Below are 20,308 nucleotides of genomic sequence, written 5' to 3'. Positions count from 1 at the left end.
GAATATGACCTACAAGAACTTCACCATTGAAACCGACGCCGACGGCATTGCCCTGGTCACCTGGGACATGCCCGACAAGTCGATGAACGTTTTCACCGTCGAGGTGATGGACGAGATCGAGAAGATCGTCGACCAGACGGTTGCGGACGCAAACGTCAAGGGCGTGGTCTTCACCTCCGGCAAGAAGACCTTCTCCGGCGGCGCCGATCTCACCATGATCAAGGGCATGTTCTCCATGCTCGAGGAAGAGAAGGCGAAAGATCCCGCCGGGGCGGTCCGCAAGCTCTTCGACGCCGCCGGCCGCATGACCTGGCTGTGGCGCAAGATCGAGACCTGCGGCAAGCCGTGGGTCGCGGCGATCAACGGTACCTGCATGGGCGGCGCGACGGAGCTGTCGCTGGCCTGCCACGGTCGGGTTGCTTCGAACGCCAAGTCGCTCAAGATCGGGCTGCCGGAAGTCAAGGTCGGCATCTTCCCGGGCGCCGGTGGAACCCAGCGTGTTGCGCGTCTGGCCAATACGCAGGACGCCCTGCAGATGATGACCACGGGTTCGAGCCTGACCGCCGCCCGCGCCAAGGCGATGAACCTCGTCCATCAGGTCGTCGAGCCGGATCAGTTGATCTCGGCCGCCAAGCAGATGATCAAGGATGGTCTGAAACCCGTCGCCCCGTGGGACGAAAAGGGCTTCAAGGTGCCCGGCGGCGGCATCTGGACTCCGGCGTCGGCCCAGCTCTGGCCGGCCGCCTCCGCCATCCTGCGCCGCGAGACCGCCGGCAACTATCCGGCCGCGCTCGCCATCCTGAAGTGCGTCTACGAAGGTCTGCAGGTGCCGTTCGACACCGGTCTCCGGATCGAGCAGCGCTACTTCACGCAGATCGTACAGACCAAGGAAGCGTTCGGCATGATCCGTTCGCTCTTTGTCTCCATGCAGGAGCTCGGCAAGGGCGCCCGTCGCCCGGCAGGCGTCGAGAAGACCGAACTCAACAAGGTCGGCGTCGTCGGCGCCGGCTTCATGGGCGCGTCCATCGCCTATGTGACGGCAGCGGCAGGCATCCCGGTGGTGCTGATCGACCGCGACATCGAGGCGGCGAACAAGGGCAAGTCCGTGTCCGAAGGCCTCGTCGCCGGCGCGGTCGGCAAGGGCCGGATGTCGAAGGAAGACGGCGAAAAGCTGCTCTCTCTCATCACCCCGTCTGCCGACTACGCCTCGCTCTCCGATGCGAACCTCGTCGTCGAGGCCGTATTCGAGGACCGCGACGTGAAGAAGGCCGTCATCGAGGCCGTCGAGGCCGTTCTGCCGGAGGGCGCGATCTTCGCCTCCAATACCTCTACGCTGCCGATCACCGGTCTCGCCAAGAATTCGAAGCGTCCGGCCCAGTTTATCGGCGTGCATTTCTTCTCGCCGGTCGAGAAGATGATGCTGACCGAAGTGATCCTCGGCAAGGAAACCGGCGATAAGGCGCTTGCCGTCGCGCTCGACTACGTCGCGGCGATAAAGAAGACGCCGATCGTGGTCAATGATACCCGCGGCTTCTATGTCAACCGCTGCGTCTTCCGCTACATCAACGAAGCCTATGACATGCTGGCCGAGGGCGTGCCCGCGGTGATGATCGAGAATGCGGCGAAGTTCGCCGGCATGCCGGTCGGTCCGCTGTCTCTGAACGACGAGGTTGCCGTCGACCTCTCGCAGAAGATCATGCGCGCCTCGATTGCCGATCTGGGCGAGGCCTCGGTCAAGCCCGAGCACATGAAGCTCATCGACAAGATGGTGGACGAACTCGACCGTCGCGGCCGCAAGAACGGCAAGGGCTTCTACGAGTATCCGGCGAAGCCCGCCAAGAAGTTCCTGTGGCCCGGCCTCAAGGAGCTCTATCCGCAGCAGAAGCCGGAGAACGTCAGCGTCAAGACCCTGCAGGAGCGTCTGCTCGTCACCATCGCGCTGGAAGCGGCCCGTACCATGGAAGAGGGCATCGTCACCGATCCGCGCGAGGCCGATGTCGGCTCTATCCTCGGCTTCGGCTTCGCCCCCTATACCGGCGGCACGCTCTCCTACATCGACGGCATGGGCGTAAAGACCTTCGTGGAACTCTGCGAGAAGCTCGCAGCCTCCTACGGCGACCACTTCAAGCCGACGCCGCTGCTTCTCGACATGGCCGCCAAGGGCGAGACTTTCTACGGTCGCTTCAATCCCTACGGCCAGGTGGAAAAGGCAGCGTAACGTTGCACCATTCTTTCGCGAGAGAGCGAGGAAATGAATTTGGAAGGCGGCTCCGGCCGCCTTTCTCTTTTGACGGCCTCGGTGCCCGACGTCTCACGATCCGGTCGAATAGGGCCTCCGCAACCCCTGCCGCTCGAGCCAGCCGATCAGCGCCTTCGGCTCGTCGGTCTGGATGACGGTGACACCGCGGTCGATCCAGAAGCCGTAGACATCGTCCGGACGTCCGCTGGACATTGCGAGCCCGTCGCCACGCCCGCCGGCGACCATTCCCTCGGGCCGGTCGGTAATCGGATAGGTATTTATCCAGAGATGGGTGTTGTTGCGGATCGCAACCGCACGCGCCTGGGCGGAGAACAGCGGGCCGCCGTCCGATGTCGGGCCGGGCGTGCCATCCTTGTGCCAGACCACCAGTTCGGCGGCCGGAGCCGCCACCTGTCTGTCGACCTTCTCGATGAAGCTCGCGTCGCGGACCGCATCATCGGCGAGAATCGGCATGAACAGCACGTCACCCCCGATGCGATCGAGCACCGCCTTCGTTCGGGCGAGCCGTTCCTCGTTCCAGATCGGCGCCTTGACGACGATGCCGTCAGCCATCCCGAGGCGACGTGCGACCGCGACGATGTCCGGCAGGTCTTCCGGCTCCAGCTTGTTGTCGACGTTGACGAGGATCCGACCGCGGGCGTGGGTCAGCATCTCCTCGAAGGTCGGGACGGGTTCGGCACTCACTGCGCCGCTTGCCTCGACTTTCAGCCGGCACCGGCGAAGCTCCTCGAGCGTGTGGTCGCTCACCGCGCCGACGCAGGTGGTGGTGCGCTCCAGCGTCGGGTCGTGCATGACCACGAGCGCGCCGTCGCGCGAACGGCGGACGTCGAGTTCGACCAGCTCAACCCCGAGCGAAACGGAATTGTCGATCGCCGCCTTCGAATTCTCGGGGCGCATGGTCTGCCCGCTTTCCTTCCATCCCGCCCGGTGCGCCACCACCATCACATGGTCGCGCCAGCGGTTGGCGTCGCTCAGGCGTTCGCGGATCTGGGAACTACGCCCACCGGCCGGCATGGAGGCATCTGTGGCAATCGTCGGCGCCACAAGAAGAACGGCGGCAAGCATTGGGGCGAGGCGGCGCATCGGTCAATCCTCCATCCTGTTTCGTCAGGAGAGCGGATAGGCGGGCTCGGTCACAAAGGCGTGACGGATCGGTGAATCTTCGATGACAGTGTGGGAGCTCGATGCCGATGTCGCGGATTTCGCCGGAAACGTCTTGCAAAAGACGAAATCCGCACTTAGTTGTATCGCCATCGATCTTGCTAGACGAACTCTGTCCCGGCCGTTGGTGCCGTTCTGGCGAACTTCCCTTCAAAATCGGTTACACCACCGCAGCACCCGCATGCTGCACAACTTTCGACGCGATTGAAAAGGAAATCGTCATGAACACTGGTATCGTAAAATGGTTCAACGCCACCAAGGGCTACGGCTTCATTCAGCCGGACGACGGTTCTGCGGATGTCTTCGTCCACATCTCTGCCGTTGAACGCGCCGGCATGCGCGAGCTCAAGGAAGGCCAGAAGCTCTCCTTCGAGTTGGCTCGCGACAAGCGCTCTGGCAAGACCTCTGCGGACAACCTGCAGGCTCTCTAATCGGAATTGTTCTCCGGAGCGCGAGCACGGATGTGCCGGCGCGCTTTGTCGAGATCAAGGGAAGGTCGGGTTCGCCCGGCCTTTTTTTGTTTGCGACGGACTTGCCACGCTATGCTCACGATCGTCCCTTTACTTGTTTCGGCGCTGCCCTAGGCTTCTATGAAGGGAAAGGAGCTGCGATGGACGACAGAGCAAAAGCGCCGGCCAGGACCACGTTGCGCACGATCCAGGCGGATCTGCCCGTCAATGCGGTGTGGCATATCTGGCTGAAGGCCATGGTGCCCGGCATCCAGGGCGCCCTTTCCTTTTCCAATGCGAACGGCAAGTTCGGCGAGGTGATCGCCAGCAACGCCGAGGAATATTCTTTCCGCATCTACCACGTCTTCGGCGGCGGTCCGGTCGAGATAAGCTACGACACGGACACCACCTCCGTCTCAGTCGCCTACTGGTTCACCGCCCAGGAGGTGCTGGAGACGGGAATAACCGTCGTGCACACCAACCCGGCCAATGCACCGCCGGACCTGCCTGAGTCCTATCATTTTCGCCCGCCCTTCGGCTGGATGAATGATCCGAACGGTTTCGGCCGTTTCGGCGGCAGGCCACATCTCTTTTACCAGCACTATTCGCACGGCCTGCGGTGGAACAACATGCACTGGGGCCATGCCGTCTCCTCCGACTATCTGCGCTGGCGGCATCTGCCGATCTTTCTCTTCCCGTCGGAGGATCTAATGGCACGGCCGGACCGGCGGGGAGGCGCCTTTTCCGGGTCGGCGATCGCCTTGCCGAACGCACCGGGCATCCGCGTCTTTTTCACCGAGAAGGTGCAGGATCGCGCACCGGAGCAGGAGATCCAGATGACGGCGACCTCGTCGGACCTCTTCAGTGCCGGACAGGCGGAGGTCATCCTGCCCAGTCGTCCGGAGGGCGAGGGCCTCACATTTGATTTCCGTGATCCTTACGTGTTCAAAGGCCCGGACGGACACTGGAAGATGCTTCTCGGCAGCCAGAGCGCGGAGGGTGGGGTTATCCTGCTCTACGAGACGCTGGACGTGACCGCCGCGGGAGGCTGGACCTATCTCGGCAAGCTCCTGGTCGAGAAGCGTCATGCGACGACGGCCATCGAATGTCCTTGCATGTTGCCGCTCGACGGCGTCCTGACCGACCCTGCAACTCGCTGGGTGCTGATCTACGGGCTGATGAACAGCGTCGACGCGGCGACCGGACGGCGCAATCTCACCATGGCGGAGGTCGGCTGGTTCGACGGGCGAGACTTTTCGCGCGAGTTCATCCAGGAACTGGACTTCGGCGCCGACAATTATGCCTTCCAGGCGTTTCTCGACGGTGATGCGCCGGTCGGGATGGGCTGGCTCGCCAATTGGGCGGAAGCCTCGCCGACCATCGACTTCCCGACGGCCATGACGCTCCCGCGCACCTTGAAGCTCGGCGGCAACGGGCTTCTGACACCGCCGATCGGTGCGGCCGAGAGCCTCAGAGGCTACATTCTCGACCGCACGCGCCTGGCCGCCGGACAGGGCGTGTCGTTCCTCCGCGGTGCGGTCGAAATCCTCTTCGAGCTCAAGGAGCCGGGTGCGCCCTTCGATCTCCAGTTCGATCATGCGAACGTGGACCTCGCCCTCGTCCAGGATGAGGCCGGCCTTTCGATCCGCCATCGTGTCGGGGATGGACCGTCGCCGAATTTCATCGCGCCGGGCGCGAAAGTGCGGCGGCTGCGCATCTTTCTCGACTATGGTTCGATCGAGGTCTTTGCGGATCACGGCCGGTTTGTCGGCACCAAGCGGATTGCCGGGCTCGAGCCGGTCCGAGCCGCCAGGTTTGCGGCGGGGACCGAGAATGTCGCCCATGCCACGGTCTGGTCGCTGCGGCTCTGACGGGTTCTCTGCCCCTGTTCTCGGCGAGCCTTCGCAATCATGTCGTCACCTGCCCCTGAAGAGCCGGGTGGCCAGGCTCTCGGGCAGCCCCGCCGCCCTTATCCTCGCGGCTGCCGTCTCGATGTCGTAACCTGCCCGGCGGAATTCCAGTTCGCGCGTCTCGCTGTCGTAGAGGCCGAACGCTGCCGACGGATTGCCGTCACGCGGCTGACCGACCGCGCCCATGACGGCGAGCCAGCGCTGCTGCTGCTGGAGCGGAATGCCGGTGGCCGTGTAGGGAGAGAAGCTGGTGATCTTGCCGCTCGGAGCAAGCGCGTAGAGCGCCGGCCGGTGCACGTGGCCGCAGAAGCTGATCCGTGCGGTGCAGGCGGCGAAGTGGTTGTCGGCGGCTTCGGTGTCGGTCACGTAGCGGAAGCGCTGCGGCGAGGAGGCGTCCGCATGGACGTAGAGCCGGCATTCATCGGTCGCTTCATACGGCAGCGTTGCGAGGTAGGCCTTTTCGTCGGCGGTGAGCTGCGTGCGCGTCCATTCCATGGCGGCCCGCGCCGTCTCGTTCATCGACACGCCCGGATCGGAGACCGCCTGATCGTGGTTGCCACGGATCACCACGGCGCCCTTCTCCGAAAGCTCTATCGTCTTTTGCACGCACCAGCCGGGATCGCCGCCATAGCCGACGATGTCGCCGAGGATGACGTAGCGCTGTGCACCCTGCGTCTCGGCTGCTGCAAGGACCGCTTCGAACGCCTGCCGGTTGGCATGGATATCCGAAAGAATGGCAATCCGCATGGCCCCTCCCTGGCGCATTTGGAACTTCAGCACCAATTTGGGGTGCGTTCGTCCGTCGCGCTATTGGCCGGAAGAAGCATGGGGCAGAATAAGGGAATACCGTCCATACCTCGGACCGCGCTCGAAATGCCGCGGGTCGGCAGGTGTCAGGCAACAACGCGCAAACGGCCGCGTGGCCGTCTCACCATTCCTTCCGGTCGCCTCAGCGATACGGGCTCCTGCAGCGATGGAAGCGCCCGTCGAAACCGAAATAGGTGTCCGTCCGCGGGTTGTACGACCGGTAGCGGTTCATGCACCATCGCACATGAGCCGATGGCAGATAGTACACCGGTGGAGGAAGACGTCTGTAGACCGGCGGCGCAGGACGGTACCATATGGGCGGCGGCGCTGGGCGGTAGTACCATGGCGGAGGTGGACGATACCACGGTGGCGGTGGCCACTGGACGAGATCGAGATCGCTGGCGGTTGCCGGCGCTGCGGGAGCGGCGGGAAGGGTCGCAGCGGCCACACTAGACGTAGCAATGGCGAGGCACGTCATCCCGATTGTCAGTAAACGCAGTGGATGCCGAAACATGTCATAGACCTTCTCGACGATGCGGAACAGGGCAGTCACAGTCGCAGACACGGCAGAGACGAGCCTCCGCGCTTGCAGGAAAACGCGCCATCGGCGGAATCCACCAAGTTCAACAAGATCTAAATTAGCACATCGGCGGCAAATATCCTTGACCTGGGTCAAGTCCTATGGCGCTTCCGGAAACGCCGTCATTCCGCGGCAGCGCGCTTCAGTCCGGAAATGTGGGTGATGAAGGCGCGAAGCGCCGCCGGCTTCACGGGCTTGTGCTGGAGGCCGATATTGTGGCGTTCGGCTTCGGTGCGGACCTCGATCGTCCGGTCGGCGGTAATCAGCAGTGCCGGCACCTCGGCGCCGTAGAGGGTCCGCAGGCGCAGGATCGCCCCGATGCCGCTGCCGTCCCCGAGATGGTAGTCGGCGATGATGATGTCCGGCGGCACCGGGCTCCTGGCGACGATCGGATCGAGGTCCGCGATCGACCCGGCACACTCGACCTCACATCCCCAGCCGGACATCAGCACCGCCATGCCGTCGAGGATGTTCGGCTCGTTGTCGATGCAAAGAACCCTCAGGCCGCTCAAGGGTTGCACCACCTCTCGTGCACCCTGTGTGACCGCAGATCTGACGGCACCCTGCACGTCACGCTCCCGCGGCACCACGATCTTGAAGGTCGTGCCCTTGCCCTTTTTCGAGGACAGTTGCACGGGGTGGTTCAGGACCTTGGCGATGCGGTCCACGATCGAAAGCCCGAGGCCGAGCCCGGAGGCGGTCTTGGCGCCCTCGTCGAGGCGCGCAAACTCCTTGAACACGGTCCGGAACTTGGAGGTCGGAATGCCGATACCCGAGTCCATCACCTGGATGACGACGTCCTTGCCGCTGCGACGTGCGCCAACCAGCACTTTGCCGGAGGGTGTATACTTGATGGCGTTGGAAACGAGATTTTGTACGAGGCGTCGCAGCAGGTTGGGATCGGAATGCACCTTGAGCGAGGTCGGCATCACGACGAGTTTCAGGTTCTTTTCCCGCGCCATAGGCTGGAAGTCGGTTTCGATCCGCTCCAGCAATTCCTGCAGCGGAACGGCCGTCAGCCGCGGCTTCATCGCGCCGGTGTCGAGGCGCGAGATGTCGAGAACGGCGCCGAGGATGTTCTCGACCGACTCCAGGGCGGAGTCGATATTGCGCACCAGCGTGCTGTTTTCCGACTCGCCCAGCCTTTCGACGAGCGAGGACGAATAGAGCCGTGCAGCGTTCAGCGGTTGCAGGATGTCGTGGCCCGCGGCGGCGAAGAAGCGGGTCTTGCCGATATTCGCGTCGTCCGCCGCGGCGCGCGCTTCGGCAAGCGCATGGTTGACGCGGGTGAGTTCGGCGGTTCGCTCGCTCACCCTCTGTTCGAGCGTTTCGTTTGCCTGCTTCAGAGCCTTGTCGGCCGCCACCTGGCTGGTGATATCACTGAATGTCGCGACGATGCCCTTGTCAGGCATCGGATTGCACCGGACTTCGATGATCCGCTCGCCGCCCTGCAGCACCAGTTGGAACGGCTTGTCGAAACGCTGGAAGTTGCGGACCACCTGCGTCTGCTCACCCACCGGCACATCGCCGCGACCGGAGAGGATGGCGATGATGTCGGTCAGCGGGTAACCGACCTGACCCACGTGTTCCGGCAGGTCGAGAAGGGTACGGAAGCGCCGGTTCCAGATCGTCAGCCGATTGGTGCTGTCGAAAACGGCGATACCCTGGTCCATCTGCGAGAGCGCCGTCTGCAGCATGTCCTGATTGTATTGCAGGGCTTCGCTCGCCTGGTCGAGGAGCCAGGCGGTATCGGCTGAGGTGTCCTCGGCCTTCTGCAGCATCAGAGACAGGACGAGCCGTGCCGACGACGAGCCGATCGCACTGCCGAGCAATTGCTCGGAAAAGTGGATAAAGGCCATATCGGCCGGGCTGTCGTCATCGAGGTGGCGTCCCGCCGCCTGCTCGTAGCTGCGGAACGACCGCTCCATCCGCTCCTCGCCGAGATAGCGGGCGATCGCCGCCTTGAGGTCGCCGACGCTGACGCGGGTCTTCCAGCCGCGCGTGGCGAACTGTGAACGTGGATGCCGTCTGACGAAGATGCCAGACTGGATGCGCTCGACCGGCTTCAGGTTGCGGCTGACCGAACCGAGGATGAACGCGGTAGTGTTGAGGAGCAGGCTGAGGATGGTCGCGTTGACGAGAGGGTCAGTCTCGGGACCGCTGAAGGTCGCGACCCCCGGGAAGAGAAAGCTCAGGATGGTCGAGGCAAGTTCTGCGTTGTCGCCGACGCCGAAGCTCGGCAGAAACAGGAGATAGGCCCAGACGAAGATGCCGATGCTCAGGCCGAGGATCGCGCCGCGGGCATTGGCGCGGCGCCAGATCAGCCCACCGAAGAGCGAGGGGGCGATCTGTGCGATCGCGGCAAAGGACAGGAGGCCGATCGAGGCGAGGCCGCTCGTGTTGTCGGCGGAGTGATAATAGAGGTAACCGAGGAGCACGACGCCGAGGATCGACAGTCGCCGGATGTGCAACAGGGTCTTCGCGAAGTCGGCGCGCTGGCTCGGTCGTGCGAGCACTTTCTGACGCAGGAAGATTGGCAGCACGATGTCGTTGGAGACCATGATCGCCAGCGCGACCGAAGCGACGATGACCATCGCAGTCGCCGCCGAGAACCCCCCGAGGAAGGTGATCAGGGAGACGAGTTCCATCTCGTTGTGGAGCGGCAGCGACAGCACGTAGAGATCGGCATCGCCCGTGCCCCCAAACGTCAGGATACCGCCCACGGCTGCCGGCAGCACGAAGAGATTGATCGCGACAAGGTAGAGCGGCAGCAGGATGCCGGCCGTCTTGAGTTCGCGGGCCGTGCGGTTCTCCACGACCGTCACGTGGAACTGGCGCGGCAGCATGATGATCGCGAAGGCCGAAAGCCCGATCAGCAGCAGCCAGCGGCTGATCGGCGTCTGGTAGGAGAGTGCCTCCATGACCGCCGGCGCCTGGCTGGCGGTTCGCCAGAGATCGGCCGGCCCGTCGAAGAGGAAGAAAACGACCGATATCCCGAGCGTCCAGAAGGCGACGAGCTTGACCACCGATTCCATGGCGATCGCCAGGATCAGGCCGTCCTGATGCTCGGTCGCGTCGGTGTGGCGCGTGCCGAAGATCACCGCGAAGCAGGCAAGCGAGATCGCGACCAGCAGCGGCAGATCGACGAAATAGAGGTTGCCGGTGCCGATACCATAATCGGACGGATCGACCATCGCCGCGACAGAGTTCGAAACCGCCTTCAGCTGCAGGGCGATATACGGAATGGTTCCGACCAGTGAGATTCCCGTCACGAGCATGCCGACGATCGGGTTCTTGCCGTAACGCGCGGCGATGAAGTCGGCCCCGGAGGTCAGCTTCTCCGCCTTTGCAAGCTCGGTGATCCGACGGATGATCGGCATGCCGAGCGTGAACATGAGGATCGGTCCGATATAGATGCCCGTGAATTCGAGCCCGCGCTCAGCCGCGAGCCCGACGCCGCCGAAATAGGTCCAGGAGGTGCAATAGACAGCAAGGCTCAGCGCATAGACCACCGGGCGTCCGCCCGCGGGCACGCCGAAGAGCCGGCTCTTCCGGTCGCCATAGCTCGCCACCGCGAAGAGCAGCAGCAGATAGGCGAAGGCCGATACGAAGATGATCCACCCTGGAAGCACGCTTTCTCCTCGTCACGAGCGTCCTACATCCATTCGACAAAGCTTACGGGAAGTGCAAGCCTTTTTAAATCGTGGGAAAATTGATCTTAAGTCGAAGATGGGGAGTGACGACGATTGCCGGTTTCCGACAGCCGAGACTTTCATTAGCATTGTCGTGCATCCGGGTTGGTCGAGACGTGCAGATTCTTTCACGAAACGTCAGGGAGATAACAATGCTCAACGAGTTCAAGACATTCATAGCCCGTGGCAACGTCATGGATCTGGCCGTCGGTGTCATTGTCGGCGGCGCCTTCGGCCTCATTGTGAACTCGCTCGTCAACGACATCATCATGCCGATCGTCGGTGCTTTCGGCGGGCTAGATTTCTCCAATTACTTCCTGTCGTTGAGCAGCAAGGTCACGGCGACGACGCTTGCCGCCGCCCGCGAGCAGGGGCCGGTGATCGCCTACGGCAACTTCATATCGGTCATCCTCAACTTCCTGATTCTCGCCTGGGTCATCTTCCTGATGGTGAAGGCCGTGAACACGATGCGTGAATCGCTGGAAAAGAAGCCGGAAGCCAAGGCCGAAGCTGCGCCGCCGCCGGCCGACATCCAGTTGCTCACCGAGATCCGCGACCTGCTGAAGACGAGGGCAAGCTGACGACGACCCGGGCGATCGGGAATAGTCGCTGGAGCGTAGGATCCATCACCGAAATCGATCCCAGGCTCACGCATTGTCATGGGATTTTCGATCTGTGATCGGCTATGAACGGCCAAAACGGAGAAGCCGAAGCATGTCTTTTGTCGCCAGCCTCAGCCCGCGTGCCGTATCCGCCCCGGAAAGCGGGATCGTCGAGATCTTGAACTACGCCCGCGGACGCGAAAACCTGCTGCCGCTGTGGGTGGGGGAGGGAGACCTGCCGAGCCCGGATTTCATCAACCGGGCGGCCAGCGAGGCTCTGCTCGCCGGTGAGACCTTCTATACCTGGCAGCGCGGCATTCCCGAATTGCGTGAGGCTCTGTCGCGCTACTACGCCCGTCATTTCGCCGTCTCGCTTTCGCCGGAACACTTCTATGTCACGGCGTCCGGCATGCAATCGATCGTCCTTTCGGTTCAGGCGCTCACCTCGCCCGGCGACGAGATGGTCTTCCTGACGCCGGCCTGGCCGAACATCGTCTCGGCGATCGAGCTCGCCGGCGCCCGTGCCGTGGGCGTCGAGCTCTCTTTCGGTCACGGAAGCTGGTCGCTCGATCTCGAACGGCTGGAAGCCGCGATCACGCCGAAGACCAAGGCGATCTTCATCAACACCCCGTCGAACCCCACGGGCTGGACAGCCAATAGAGAGGATCTGACGGTAATCCTCCACCTTGCCCGCAAGCACGGTATCTGGATCCTCGCCGATGAAATCTACGCGCTCTACTACTATGGCGCGGCCGTGCGTGCCCCCTCGTTTCTCGACGTCAAGGATGCCGACGACCGCATCATCTTCGTGAATTCATTCTCGAAGAACTGGTCGATGACCGGCTGGCGTGTCGGCTGGATCGTCGCGCCTCCGGAGACGGGGCAGGTCTTCGAAAACCTCATCCAGTATTCGACATCCGGTGTCGCCCAGTTCATACAGCGCGGCGCAGTCGCCGCGCTCGACCACGGTCACGACTTCGTCCGCGCCAATTTCGAGCGTGCGGCCCGCTCGCGCGACCTGCTCTGCGATGCCCTGATCGCCACCAACCGGGTCGAGACCCTGAAGCCGGAAGGGGCGCTCTACGCCTTCCTGAAGATCGACGGGGTGAGCGACAGCCGCGCTGCGGCGCTCGACATCGTCGACAAGACCGGAGTCGGCCTTGCACCCGGAACCGCTTTCGGCAAAGGCGGCGAAGCCTTCCTCCGGGCCTGTTTCCTGCGTGATCCGCGCCAGATCGAGGATGCAGCCGGCAGGCTCTGCGACTACATTCTCGGTCGTTGATTGCCGCGGGGACCTACTCCGCTTTTGCGGCTGCGGAAAGAACGTCGCCTTCGTCAAAGTTAGGTACAGAATTGCCTCTACGAACGGACATCGTCCGGTGCGGGTGCTTGTGCGGCCGTCGCCGCCACGTGTAGCGTTTTCCTGCGAATCAAGAGGGGAGAGGAACGATGGCGATACTGGTGACCGGCGGTGCGGGATATATCGGCAGCCACATGGTCTGGGCACTGCTCGACGCAGGCTACGAGGTCGTGGTGATCGACCGGCTGTCGACGGGTTTCCGCTGGGCCATTCCGCCTCAGGTCCGCTTTTACGAAGGCAGTGTCGGCGATGCGATGCTGCTCGACCGGATCTTCTCGGAAAATGCGGTCGAAGCGATTATTCATTTTGCAGCCTCGATCGTCGTCCCGGAATCCGTCGCCGATCCGCTTTCCTACTACGAGAACAACACCGGCAACACCCGCGCGCTGCTGTCCGCCGCAGTCAAGGCTTCCGTGCCACACTTCGTCTTCTCCTCGACGGCAGCGGTTTACGGTACACCCGACAAGCCGGATCCGGTTCTCGAGATTGCGCCGCTTCGGCCCGAGAACCCCTATGGCCAGTCAAAGCTGATGAGCGAGATCATGCTGCGCGATACCGCACGGGCGCACGGGTTGAAATACGCGGTGCTGCGGTATTTCAACGTCGCCGGCGCCGATCCCGCGGGCCGCTCCGGCCAGTCGACTCGCAAGGCGACCCACCTGATCAAGGTCGCCTGCGAGGCCGCACTCGGAAAGCGCGAGAAGGTCGACGTCTATGGAACTGATTATCCCACGCCTGACGGCACAGGTGTCCGTGACTACATCCATGTGAGCGATCTGGTCGATGCCCATCTGAAGGCCTTGGAATATCTGAGGAACGGCGGCGAGTCCCTCACCGCCAATTGCGGCTACGGACGAGGCTACTCGGTCCTCGAGGTGCTGGAAGCCGTCGGTCGGGTTCGCAGCGAACCCGGCAGCAGCAATGGCGGACCGCTCGATGTCGCCTATGGGCCGCGGCGCCCCGGCGACGCCGCCTTCATCGTCGCCGATCCGACGCTTGCGCGCACGGCTCTCGGCTGGACGCCGCGCCACGACGATCTCGATTTCATTGTCCGCACCGCACTCGACTGGGAGCGGCGCCTGGATCGAGGTGAAGTCCAGCAGCGTGTGCTGACCGAACGCGCCTGAGGCCGGCCACGGGCCGACCATGCGAGATCAGCCGCCGATCTGCTGCGCCATCTGGTAGAGCCCGGCGCACCGTGCGCCGGATGCGCAGAAGGCAAGAATCGGACCCCCGGTTTCTTTGAGCAGAGAACGCAGTTTCTTTGCCTGCTCCATCGGCACGCCGCCGCCGACCGGCAGGTAATAGGCGGGAAGGTTGCTCGCCTTGGCTGCCTCCTCGATTGCGGAGAACTTCGGCTGGCCCCAGCCCTCGCCGTCAGGGCGCATGCAGATCACCGCGGCATAGCCGGCTTCCGCGACCTTGGCGATGTCGCTCGGCTTCAGCTGGCCCGAGACGTGAAAATTCTGAGTAAGGGGGCGGATATGCACGATACGGCTTCCTTTCAATTCGTTGCGGCGGGAGAACTGGCTCGAAAGAGCGCCCGTCCGCTGTCTCGCAGCACAAATATAGCTGCATCTATATGTATTCAAGTGGAAGCGAGGCCGTTGCGGCAAAATGCCGGCGCTTACGGTGGTGATGCTGCAGGGCGTCCCGTCTTTGCGGGGCTCGCCGCCGGCATCTGCCAATGACGGATGGCAGCCGCCGGCAGCCGCGGTTCACCGGGTTTGAGCGGCAGCCATCCGTCCGGAGAAAAATAGGCGCGGGTCCTCCTGACGAGTGGACTTCGGCCGTCTGGGGCGAGGATGAAATTGTAACCGTTGGTAATCACGAAGTCGCGGCTGAACTCGACCGATATCCCGAAGCGTATCGCGGAATAGTCGGTGAGCTTTCGGGCTGCGTCGACTGCGGGTGCAAAGTCGCGCCAGGTCGTGCGGTCGATGATCTCCGACAACGCTTCGACGAGCCACGCCTGCGCCGTTTCGCCCGGCATGCCGGCGGGGGCGACGAGCTTCATGCGGATCGAACGGACTTCCCCTTCGGGCGTGCCTTTGGCAATGAAGAACAGCGAGGTCTCCCCGCCATTGGCGTCGGGAGCCGCAAACCGCGTTTCCGACAGGCATTCGGAGGTTCGGCGGTCGTACTCACTCGGCTGCCAGCCGGGATTCTTCAGACCTGCCCGGCTCAGTTCGCTGCAGAGCGTCGGCCCCTTGAGGCGGATGTCGCGGACGAAGGTGCCGGCCGAGGGTTCGATGAAATCAGTGAAGAAGTATCGGGGAACGTCGACCGGCACGGGTTCGAGTCGCCGGCCCTTGAGGGCAACGGGTGCGTCCGTCCCTGACGGCTCCGCAAACAGGCGCTCCAGTCCGTAGCGCCGTGCCAGCGATCTCAGATGATGCATGTCGTTGGCCAGCAGGAAGGTCGCGGCGATCGCCGAAAGAATGACGACGACGAGGACACCGAAAAGGAGATGGCTGCTCCTCTTCGGTCGGGCGGGCTTCACGCCCACTTCCTTCCGGCTTGTTCGTCGTCTTGTGCGATTCGGCATGCGGGTCTTCTGTCTTCGGTATCGGGCCGTTTATGGCATGGAACCGGGCGCGTGGCCTATATCCATCCTGCAGCCTCGCGTTGAGGGTGCCCGCGGCGATCGTCCACCCTTGGGCGAACGGCCAAGTTTGGGCCAATACGCCCGCCGCCGGCATCCGTCGTTGACCGGCGGAGACGCGCCCCATAGGCAACCGGGATCGCAGCCTCAAGAAGGATTGTCTCGATGCCCATGTCGCGCCTCTTCCCGACTCTCGCCAGTCTCCTTTGCCTCGCCATGGCCGCCCCGGTCGCCGCTTCCGACCTGTGGAGTGTGACCTCTTCGAAAGGATCCTGCCACATCTCGTTTGATCAGGATCCTGTAGCCGAGGGCATCTTTGCCGTCACGCAGCACGATTTCACCTGCCCGGAAAACCTGAAGACGATCTCCGGTTACTCGATGAACAATGGCGACGGCACCATCATCTTCTATTCTACCGCATCCGGTCTCGAACAGATTGCGCGTGCCGACAAGGAAGAGCCCGGCATCTATGTCGGCATGACGCTGGACGGGGAGACGCTGCAGATCGTGCACTCCGATGTGGCCGAACCGCAGCCGGAGCTCAAGCCGGAGCCCGCTGCCGGTAGGGCCGGGTGCCTGCCTTATGCGGGAGGCGACTGTGCCCAGCCGAACGACATCGGCGCGCCTGACGTTGCCGCCGGCATCACTTCGATCCATATGGTGATGCGCATGAACGTTCGCGCCATGCCGGGCACCGAGGGCGCCGTTCTCGGGCGCGTCGAGGCAGGGCAATGCGTCGACATCGTCGGCTGCGTCGAGCAAAACGGCACGACCGTCTGGTGCGAGGTCAAGATGAAGACCTACCGCGGCTGGGTGCTGAAGCAGGACGACCGCAAGGTCTATGCCCGCAACGCCTGCGGTTGAGAATGGCCTGATTGGAAATCAGCGACAGGACGGCCGCTGCGCGCGCGGCCGTCCTGCAATCTCAGGACTCAGATGTTCTCCACCACCGCCTCGCGCCCGCGCAGCTGTTCCATCCGGTTGTAGCGGATCGATGACCATAGCGAGATGCCGATCAGTCCTGCGCCGCCGAGCCCGGTGATTACCTCCGGGATGTGCAGCATTGTCTGGCAATACATGATCACCGAGAGGATCAGGATCGCGTAGAAGGCACCGTGCTCCAGGTAGCGGTATTCGGCGAGCGTCCCCTTTTCGACGAGCATGATCGTCATCGAGCGGACATACATGGCGCCGATGCCGAGCCCGATCGCGATGACGAAGAGGTTCTGCGACAGTGCGAAGGCGCCGATAACGCCGTCGAACGAGAAACTCGCGTCCAGTACCTCCAGATAGATGAATGCGCCGAGGCCGCCCTTCGCCGCTTCCACCATCGTTCTTTGCGAGGCGTCGAGGAGGCCGCCGATCACCTCGACGGCGAGGAAGGTGACGAGGCCGTAGATCGCCGAGTAGACGAAGGTTACCGCCTCCGCTCCTTCGAGCAGATAGGAGAAGAGCAGGATCATCAGCAGCACCAGGCCGATTTCGATGCCCTTGATCGTCGCCGAGCGCGCCATGTGCTTCTCGATGACGTCGATCCAGTGCACGTTCTTCTCGTGGTCGAAGAAGTAGGTGAGGCCGACCATCATCAGGAAGGTGCCACCGAAGGCAGCGATCGGCAGATGCGCGTCGTTCATGATGCGCGCATATTCGGCCGGCTCACGGGCGGCGAGAAGGAAGGCTTCGACCGGCCCGAGATCGGCGGCGATCACCACGATCGCCAGCGGGAAGACGACGCGCATGCCGAACACCGCGATCACGATGCCCCAGGTCAGGAAGCGGTGCTGCCAGGCGGGCGTCATGTCCTTGAGTTTGTTGGCGTTGACGATCGCGTTGTCGAAGGAAAGTGATATTTCGAGCACGGCGAGCACGGCGCAGATGAAGAAGACGGTGGCCATTCCGCCGATCGTGCCGCTGGATTGCCAGCCGAGCCAGCCGCCGAGCACCAGGCCGACAGCCGTCATGATGAAGGCCCACTTGAAGTAGTCGAGCATTCCCTTTTGGGCAGGGGTCGCGTTCATCGGCTCGCCCTCCCGCCGTGAATATCAAATATGGATTGCCCAAGGCATGCACTGGCGACGCAGGCATGCGGGTGAGGCATGGTCGAAATCGACATGATTTTTGTATCCGCCGGCTCATCTTGCTGGCGGTACCGACATCACGAGAGCGCCGTAAACTCTCGCCAGAGGGGCCCGGCACCAGAGGTTCGGCCGCGGCAGCCGGCAAACCGGGACCGCGGGACCACGCTGTTTTCCACTGAACGGCCGGAGATCGTCAAGAGGCGATGCAGCCTCAGCGCAGTCGTCCTAAATGTAGGTGCTGCTGCACTGTTCGCCAACGGAGCAAGCGCATTTGGCCTGCGGCATTTCGGCAGGCCTGCAGAAACGGCGATGCGGGGGAAAGTCTTGGGATCAAATTGAAAAACTGGTGCTGCTAGAGAGATTTGAACTCTCGGCCTCTCCCTTACCAAGGGAGTGCTCTACCCCTGAGCTATAGCAGCTTGCAGTGTCGGGCGCGGTGCGCCGTTCGAAGCGTGCGGGCCTATTGCCACAGGTTTTCGATGAGCGCAAGCCGCAAATTCGAACTTGCGTGCAAGATTTCGGGCCGTGTCTCGCGAACCCTTTTGGAATGCCTGGTTTTCCGCTATCAAGCGGCAATGATGAAGGAAACCACCGAATCGAGGGCACGAGGCGAGGCGCCGGTCGCCGGCGAATTATCGCAGGGGCACGCCGGGCCGAAGGGCACCTCCGCGACGAGGGCCGACGAACGCAAGGCGCGGGCCGCCGAAAAGCTCAAGGAAAACCTGCGTCGTCGCAAGCAGCAGCTTCGCGCCCGTCGGGCCGGGGCGGCCGACGAGGCGGAGGGATTGCCTGCCGCAAAATCGACCAAAGACGATGTTTAGTGCGTTCCGGACCGCGTCGGCCGCCCGACCGAATTGAACGCGGTCTTCTTTTCGTCTAAAGAGCGACGCTCTCGCGAAGGCGGGAACGGGAATAACGAGAGAAAGGCGGGCGGGGCCCGTAGGATCATATGGATCGTATCAGGATTGTCGGCGGAAACGCGCTCAATGGGGTCATCCCGATTTCCGGCGCGAAAAATGCCGCACTGCCGCTGATCATCGCCTCGCTGCTGACGAGCGACACGCTGACGCTCGAAAACGTGCCGCATCTTGCCGACGTCGAGCTTCTTCTGCGCATTCTCGGCAATCATGGCGTCGATGTCTCCGTGAACGGCCGCCGCGAGCACCAGAACGGCTCCTATTCCCGCACCATCCATTTCACCTGCCGCACGATCGTTGACACGACGGCTCCCTACGAGCTGGTCTCGAAAATGCGCGCAAGCTTCTGGGTCATCGGCCCGCTGCTCGCCCGCGAGGGTCGGGCGCGCGTCTCGCTGCCCGGCGGTTGCGCGATCGGCACACGCCCCGTCGACCTCTTCATCGAGGGGCTGACGGCGCTCGGGGCGATGATCGAGATCGACGGCGGTTATGTGGAAGCGCGGGCGCCGAAGGGCGGCCTCGTCGGCGGCACCTACACCTTCCCGAAGGTGTCGGTCGGTGCGACGCACGTCATGCTGATGGCGGCTTCGCTCGCCCGCGGCAAGACCGTCATCAACAACGCCGCCCGCGAGCCTGAAATCGTCGACCTCGCCGCCTGTCTGAATGCCATGGGTGCGAAGATCTCCGGCGCCGGCACCTCGACCATCGTTATCGAAGGCGTGGAGGCCCTTTCGGGCGCCCGTCACCGTGTGCTCCCGGACCGTATCGAGACCGGAACCTACGCCATGGCGGTTGCCATGACCGGCGGTGATGTCGTTCTGGAGGGCACCGACGCGGCCCTCCTCGACACGGCGCTTGAGGCCATTCGCCGGGCCGGTGCGACCGTCACGCCGGTGGAGAACGGTATCCGGGTGGTGCGCAACGGCAGCGACATCCGCCCGGTTGACATCGTCACCGAACCTTTCCCCGGCTTCCCGACCGACCTGCAGGCGCAGTTCATGGGGCTGATGACGCGGGCGGACGGCGTCTCCCACGTCACCGAGACCATCTTCGAGAACCGCTTCATGCATGTGCAGGAACTCGCCCGTCTCGGCGCCAAGATCACGCTTTCGGGCCAGACGGCCAGGATCGAGGGCGTCAACCGCCTGCGTGGCGCACCGGTCATGGCGACCGACCTGCGTGCCTCGGTGTCGCTGGTCATCGCTGGCCTGGCCGCCGAGGGCGAGACGTTCGTCTCCCGCGTCTACCATCTCGATCGCGGTTTCGAACGGCTGGAGGAAAAGCTCGGCCGGTGCGGCGCCATCGTCGAGCGCATCAGCGATTAACGCCTTGAAAAACCGCCTGCCGGCAGCGCTCCGGGCGTTGCCTCTTGCATTGCGGCTTCCTATGTCGGAAGGGAAGATGGCAGGGCCGGATCGTCTCCGGCCCATTCGGGAATCGGTGCTATGACGGATCTCAAGCTTCTCGCTCTCGACAGTGACGACCTCGCCGTGATCTCGGCGCACATGCAGGACGCGGTCTTCAAGGTCGGCGACATCGCCTATCTGCCGCGCGCACGCCAGTTTTCGCTGGTGGCCAACCGTTTCGTCTGGGAGCGGACCGAGCCGAAGCGCAGGAGTTTCGAGCGAAGGCGGACAATCCTCACCTTCAAACGGGTGGAGGCAGTGCGCTCGACCGGCATCGACCGGACGAGGAACGATGATGTCCGTTCGCTTCTCGCCCTTCGCTTCCGTCAGGAGGGTGAGGGACCGGGTGGCGTTCTGGAACTGGTGCTTGCCGGCGGCGGCATGATCGCGCTCGACGTTGAATGTATTGAAGGGCAGCTTGCAGATACCGGCGCGGCGTGGGAAACCTCCCGCAAGCCCGGTCATCCGGGGTGATGTCGGG

At 63.2% G+C, this 20,308-nt stretch carries 17 protein-coding genes and 1 tRNA gene; 10 read left to right on the top strand and 8 right to left on the bottom strand.

The window, feature by feature from the left end:
• Positions 1–4 precede the first annotated feature (4 nt).
• Positions 5–2,218 carry an FAD-dependent oxidoreductase gene (locus NHF53_RS00690; protein WP_252832695.1) on the top strand — a complete coding sequence of 738 codons (2,214 nt, stop codon included), beginning with the start codon at positions 5–7 and terminating at the stop codon, positions 2,216–2,218.
• A gap of 93 nt (positions 2,219–2,311) precedes the next feature.
• Here the strand turns inward: NHF53_RS00690 and NHF53_RS00685 are convergent, their stop codons facing one another.
• On the bottom strand, positions 2,312–3,343 hold the full coding sequence (locus NHF53_RS00685) for a glycerophosphodiester phosphodiesterase family protein (RefSeq protein WP_252832693.1): 1,032 nt from the start codon (positions 3,341–3,343) through the stop codon (positions 2,312–2,314).
• 299 nt (positions 3,344–3,642) lie between these two features.
• Between NHF53_RS00685 and NHF53_RS00680 the strand changes: the two genes are divergently transcribed.
• Positions 3,643–3,852 (top strand): cold-shock protein, encoded by a 210-nt coding sequence (locus NHF53_RS00680; protein ID WP_114362466.1) that lies wholly within the window; start codon positions 3,643–3,645, stop codon positions 3,850–3,852.
• A gap of 179 nt (positions 3,853–4,031) precedes the next feature.
• Positions 4,032–5,741, top strand: coding sequence for a GH32 C-terminal domain-containing protein (locus tag NHF53_RS00675; RefSeq protein WP_252832691.1), 1,710 nt, complete (start codon positions 4,032–4,034; stop codon positions 5,739–5,741).
• Positions 5,742–5,786: 45 nt separating this feature from the next.
• Here the strand turns inward: NHF53_RS00675 and NHF53_RS00670 are convergent, their stop codons facing one another.
• The 3 genes from NHF53_RS00670 to NHF53_RS00665 form a co-directional block, all read right to left on the bottom strand.
• Positions 5,787–6,527 (bottom strand): metallophosphoesterase, encoded by a 741-nt coding sequence (locus NHF53_RS00670; RefSeq protein WP_252832689.1) that lies wholly within the window; start codon positions 6,525–6,527, stop codon positions 5,787–5,789.
• A gap of 202 nt (positions 6,528–6,729) precedes the next feature.
• Complete coding sequence (locus tag NHF53_RS24240; RefSeq protein WP_374591130.1) at positions 6,730–7,065, bottom strand: BA14K family protein; 336 nt, start codon at positions 7,063–7,065, stop codon at positions 6,730–6,732.
• Between the two features lie 224 nt (positions 7,066–7,289).
• Entirely contained in the window at positions 7,290–10,799 is a 3,510-nt protein-coding gene (locus NHF53_RS00665) for a hybrid sensor histidine kinase/response regulator (RefSeq protein ID WP_252832688.1), read from the bottom strand.
• A 212-nt stretch (positions 10,800–11,011) separates the two neighbouring features.
• Here NHF53_RS00665 and mscL point away from each other — a divergent pair, with 212 nt between their 5' ends.
• The 3 genes from mscL (at position 11,012) to galE (ending at position 13,948) form a co-directional block, all read left to right on the top strand.
• Complete coding sequence (gene mscL, locus NHF53_RS00660; RefSeq protein ID WP_114362471.1) at positions 11,012–11,440, top strand: large conductance mechanosensitive channel protein MscL; 429 nt, start codon at positions 11,012–11,014, stop codon at positions 11,438–11,440.
• 133 nt (positions 11,441–11,573) lie between these two features.
• Positions 11,574–12,743, top strand: coding sequence for a pyridoxal phosphate-dependent aminotransferase (locus NHF53_RS00655; protein ID WP_252832686.1), 1,170 nt, complete (start codon positions 11,574–11,576; stop codon positions 12,741–12,743).
• 167 nt (positions 12,744–12,910) lie between these two features.
• A complete protein-coding gene (gene galE, locus NHF53_RS00650; RefSeq protein ID WP_252832684.1) occupies positions 12,911–13,948 on the top strand; it encodes a UDP-glucose 4-epimerase GalE in 1,038 nt (345 codons plus the stop codon).
• Positions 13,949–13,975: 27 nt separating this feature from the next.
• On the opposite strand, the gene NHF53_RS00645 is transcribed toward galE, so the two are convergent.
• Together NHF53_RS00645 and NHF53_RS00640 are read right to left on the bottom strand one after the other, a co-directional pair.
• Complete coding sequence (locus tag NHF53_RS00645; protein WP_252832683.1) at positions 13,976–14,311, bottom strand: TIGR01244 family sulfur transferase; 336 nt, start codon at positions 14,309–14,311, stop codon at positions 13,976–13,978.
• Between the two features lie 137 nt (positions 14,312–14,448).
• Positions 14,449–15,324: a DUF6030 family protein gene (locus tag NHF53_RS00640; RefSeq protein ID WP_252832682.1), complete on the bottom strand. Its 876-nt coding sequence runs from the start codon at positions 15,322–15,324 to the stop codon at positions 14,449–14,451.
• A 267-nt stretch (positions 15,325–15,591) separates the two neighbouring features.
• Here NHF53_RS00640 and NHF53_RS00635 point away from each other — a divergent pair, with 267 nt between their 5' ends.
• Positions 15,592–16,290 (top strand): SH3 domain-containing protein, encoded by a 699-nt coding sequence (locus NHF53_RS00635; RefSeq protein ID WP_252832681.1) that lies wholly within the window; start codon positions 15,592–15,594, stop codon positions 16,288–16,290.
• Between the two features lie 68 nt (positions 16,291–16,358).
• On the opposite strand, the gene NHF53_RS00630 is transcribed toward NHF53_RS00635, so the two are convergent.
• Both NHF53_RS00630 and NHF53_RS00625 read right to left on the bottom strand, forming a co-directional pair.
• Positions 16,359–17,444, bottom strand: a complete 1,086-nt coding sequence (locus NHF53_RS00630) for a DUF475 domain-containing protein (RefSeq protein WP_114362477.1) — start codon at positions 17,442–17,444, stop codon at positions 16,359–16,361.
• Between the two features lie 404 nt (positions 17,445–17,848).
• Positions 17,849–17,923: transfer RNA gene (locus NHF53_RS00625), tRNA-Thr, on the bottom strand.
• A 159-nt stretch (positions 17,924–18,082) separates the two neighbouring features.
• Here NHF53_RS00625 and NHF53_RS00620 point away from each other — a divergent pair.
• From NHF53_RS00620 to NHF53_RS00610, 3 genes are all read left to right on the top strand, one after another.
• Complete coding sequence (locus NHF53_RS00620; protein WP_147273515.1) at positions 18,083–18,325, top strand: hypothetical protein; 243 nt, start codon at positions 18,083–18,085, stop codon at positions 18,323–18,325.
• Positions 18,326–18,453: 128 nt separating this feature from the next.
• Positions 18,454–19,746, top strand: coding sequence for a UDP-N-acetylglucosamine 1-carboxyvinyltransferase (murA, locus tag NHF53_RS00615; RefSeq protein ID WP_252832680.1), 1,293 nt, complete (start codon positions 18,454–18,456; stop codon positions 19,744–19,746).
• 120 nt (positions 19,747–19,866) lie between these two features.
• Positions 19,867–20,301, top strand: coding sequence for a DUF2948 family protein (locus NHF53_RS00610; protein WP_252832679.1), 435 nt, complete (start codon positions 19,867–19,869; stop codon positions 20,299–20,301).
• Positions 20,302–20,308 lie beyond the last annotated feature (7 nt).

Origin of the sequence: Ciceribacter sp. RN22, assembly GCF_024054295.1 — a bacterium.
Classification (GTDB): domain Bacteria; phylum Pseudomonadota; class Alphaproteobacteria; order Rhizobiales; family Rhizobiaceae; genus Allorhizobium; species Allorhizobium lividum.
The sequence above is the reverse complement of the archived record's forward strand: the minus strand, read 5'-3'. Positions and strand labels throughout refer to the sequence as shown.

Excerpts from the sequence above, each read along its gene's own strand:
- NHF53_RS00690 (WP_252832695.1), top strand. The coding sequence starts at position 5 with ATGACCTACAAGAACTTCACCATTGAAACCGACGCCGACGGCATTGCC.
- NHF53_RS00685 (WP_252832693.1), bottom strand. The coding sequence starts at position 3,343 with ATGCGCCGCCTCGCCCCAATGCTTGCCGCCGTTCTTCTTGTGGCGCCG.
- NHF53_RS00680 (WP_114362466.1), top strand. The coding sequence starts at position 3,643 with ATGAACACTGGTATCGTAAAATGGTTCAACGCCACCAAGGGCTACGGC.
- NHF53_RS00675 (WP_252832691.1), top strand. The coding sequence starts at position 4,032 with ATGGACGACAGAGCAAAAGCGCCGGCCAGGACCACGTTGCGCACGATC.
- NHF53_RS00670 (WP_252832689.1), bottom strand. The coding sequence starts at position 6,527 with ATGCGGATTGCCATTCTTTCGGATATCCATGCCAACCGGCAGGCGTTC.
- NHF53_RS24240 (WP_374591130.1), bottom strand. The coding sequence starts at position 7,065 with ATGACGTGCCTCGCCATTGCTACGTCTAGTGTGGCCGCTGCGACCCTT.
- mscL (WP_114362471.1), top strand. The coding sequence starts at position 11,012 with ATGCTCAACGAGTTCAAGACATTCATAGCCCGTGGCAACGTCATGGAT.
- NHF53_RS00655 (WP_252832686.1), top strand. The coding sequence starts at position 11,574 with ATGTCTTTTGTCGCCAGCCTCAGCCCGCGTGCCGTATCCGCCCCGGAA.
- galE (WP_252832684.1), top strand. The coding sequence starts at position 12,911 with ATGGCGATACTGGTGACCGGCGGTGCGGGATATATCGGCAGCCACATG.
- NHF53_RS00635 (WP_252832681.1), top strand. The coding sequence starts at position 15,592 with ATGCCCATGTCGCGCCTCTTCCCGACTCTCGCCAGTCTCCTTTGCCTC.
- NHF53_RS00630 (WP_114362477.1), bottom strand. The coding sequence starts at position 17,444 with ATGAACGCGACCCCTGCCCAAAAGGGAATGCTCGACTACTTCAAGTGG.
- NHF53_RS00620 (WP_147273515.1), top strand. The coding sequence starts at position 18,083 with ATGAAGGAAACCACCGAATCGAGGGCACGAGGCGAGGCGCCGGTCGCC.
- murA (WP_252832680.1), top strand. The coding sequence starts at position 18,454 with ATGGATCGTATCAGGATTGTCGGCGGAAACGCGCTCAATGGGGTCATC.
- NHF53_RS00610 (WP_252832679.1), top strand. The coding sequence starts at position 19,867 with ATGACGGATCTCAAGCTTCTCGCTCTCGACAGTGACGACCTCGCCGTG.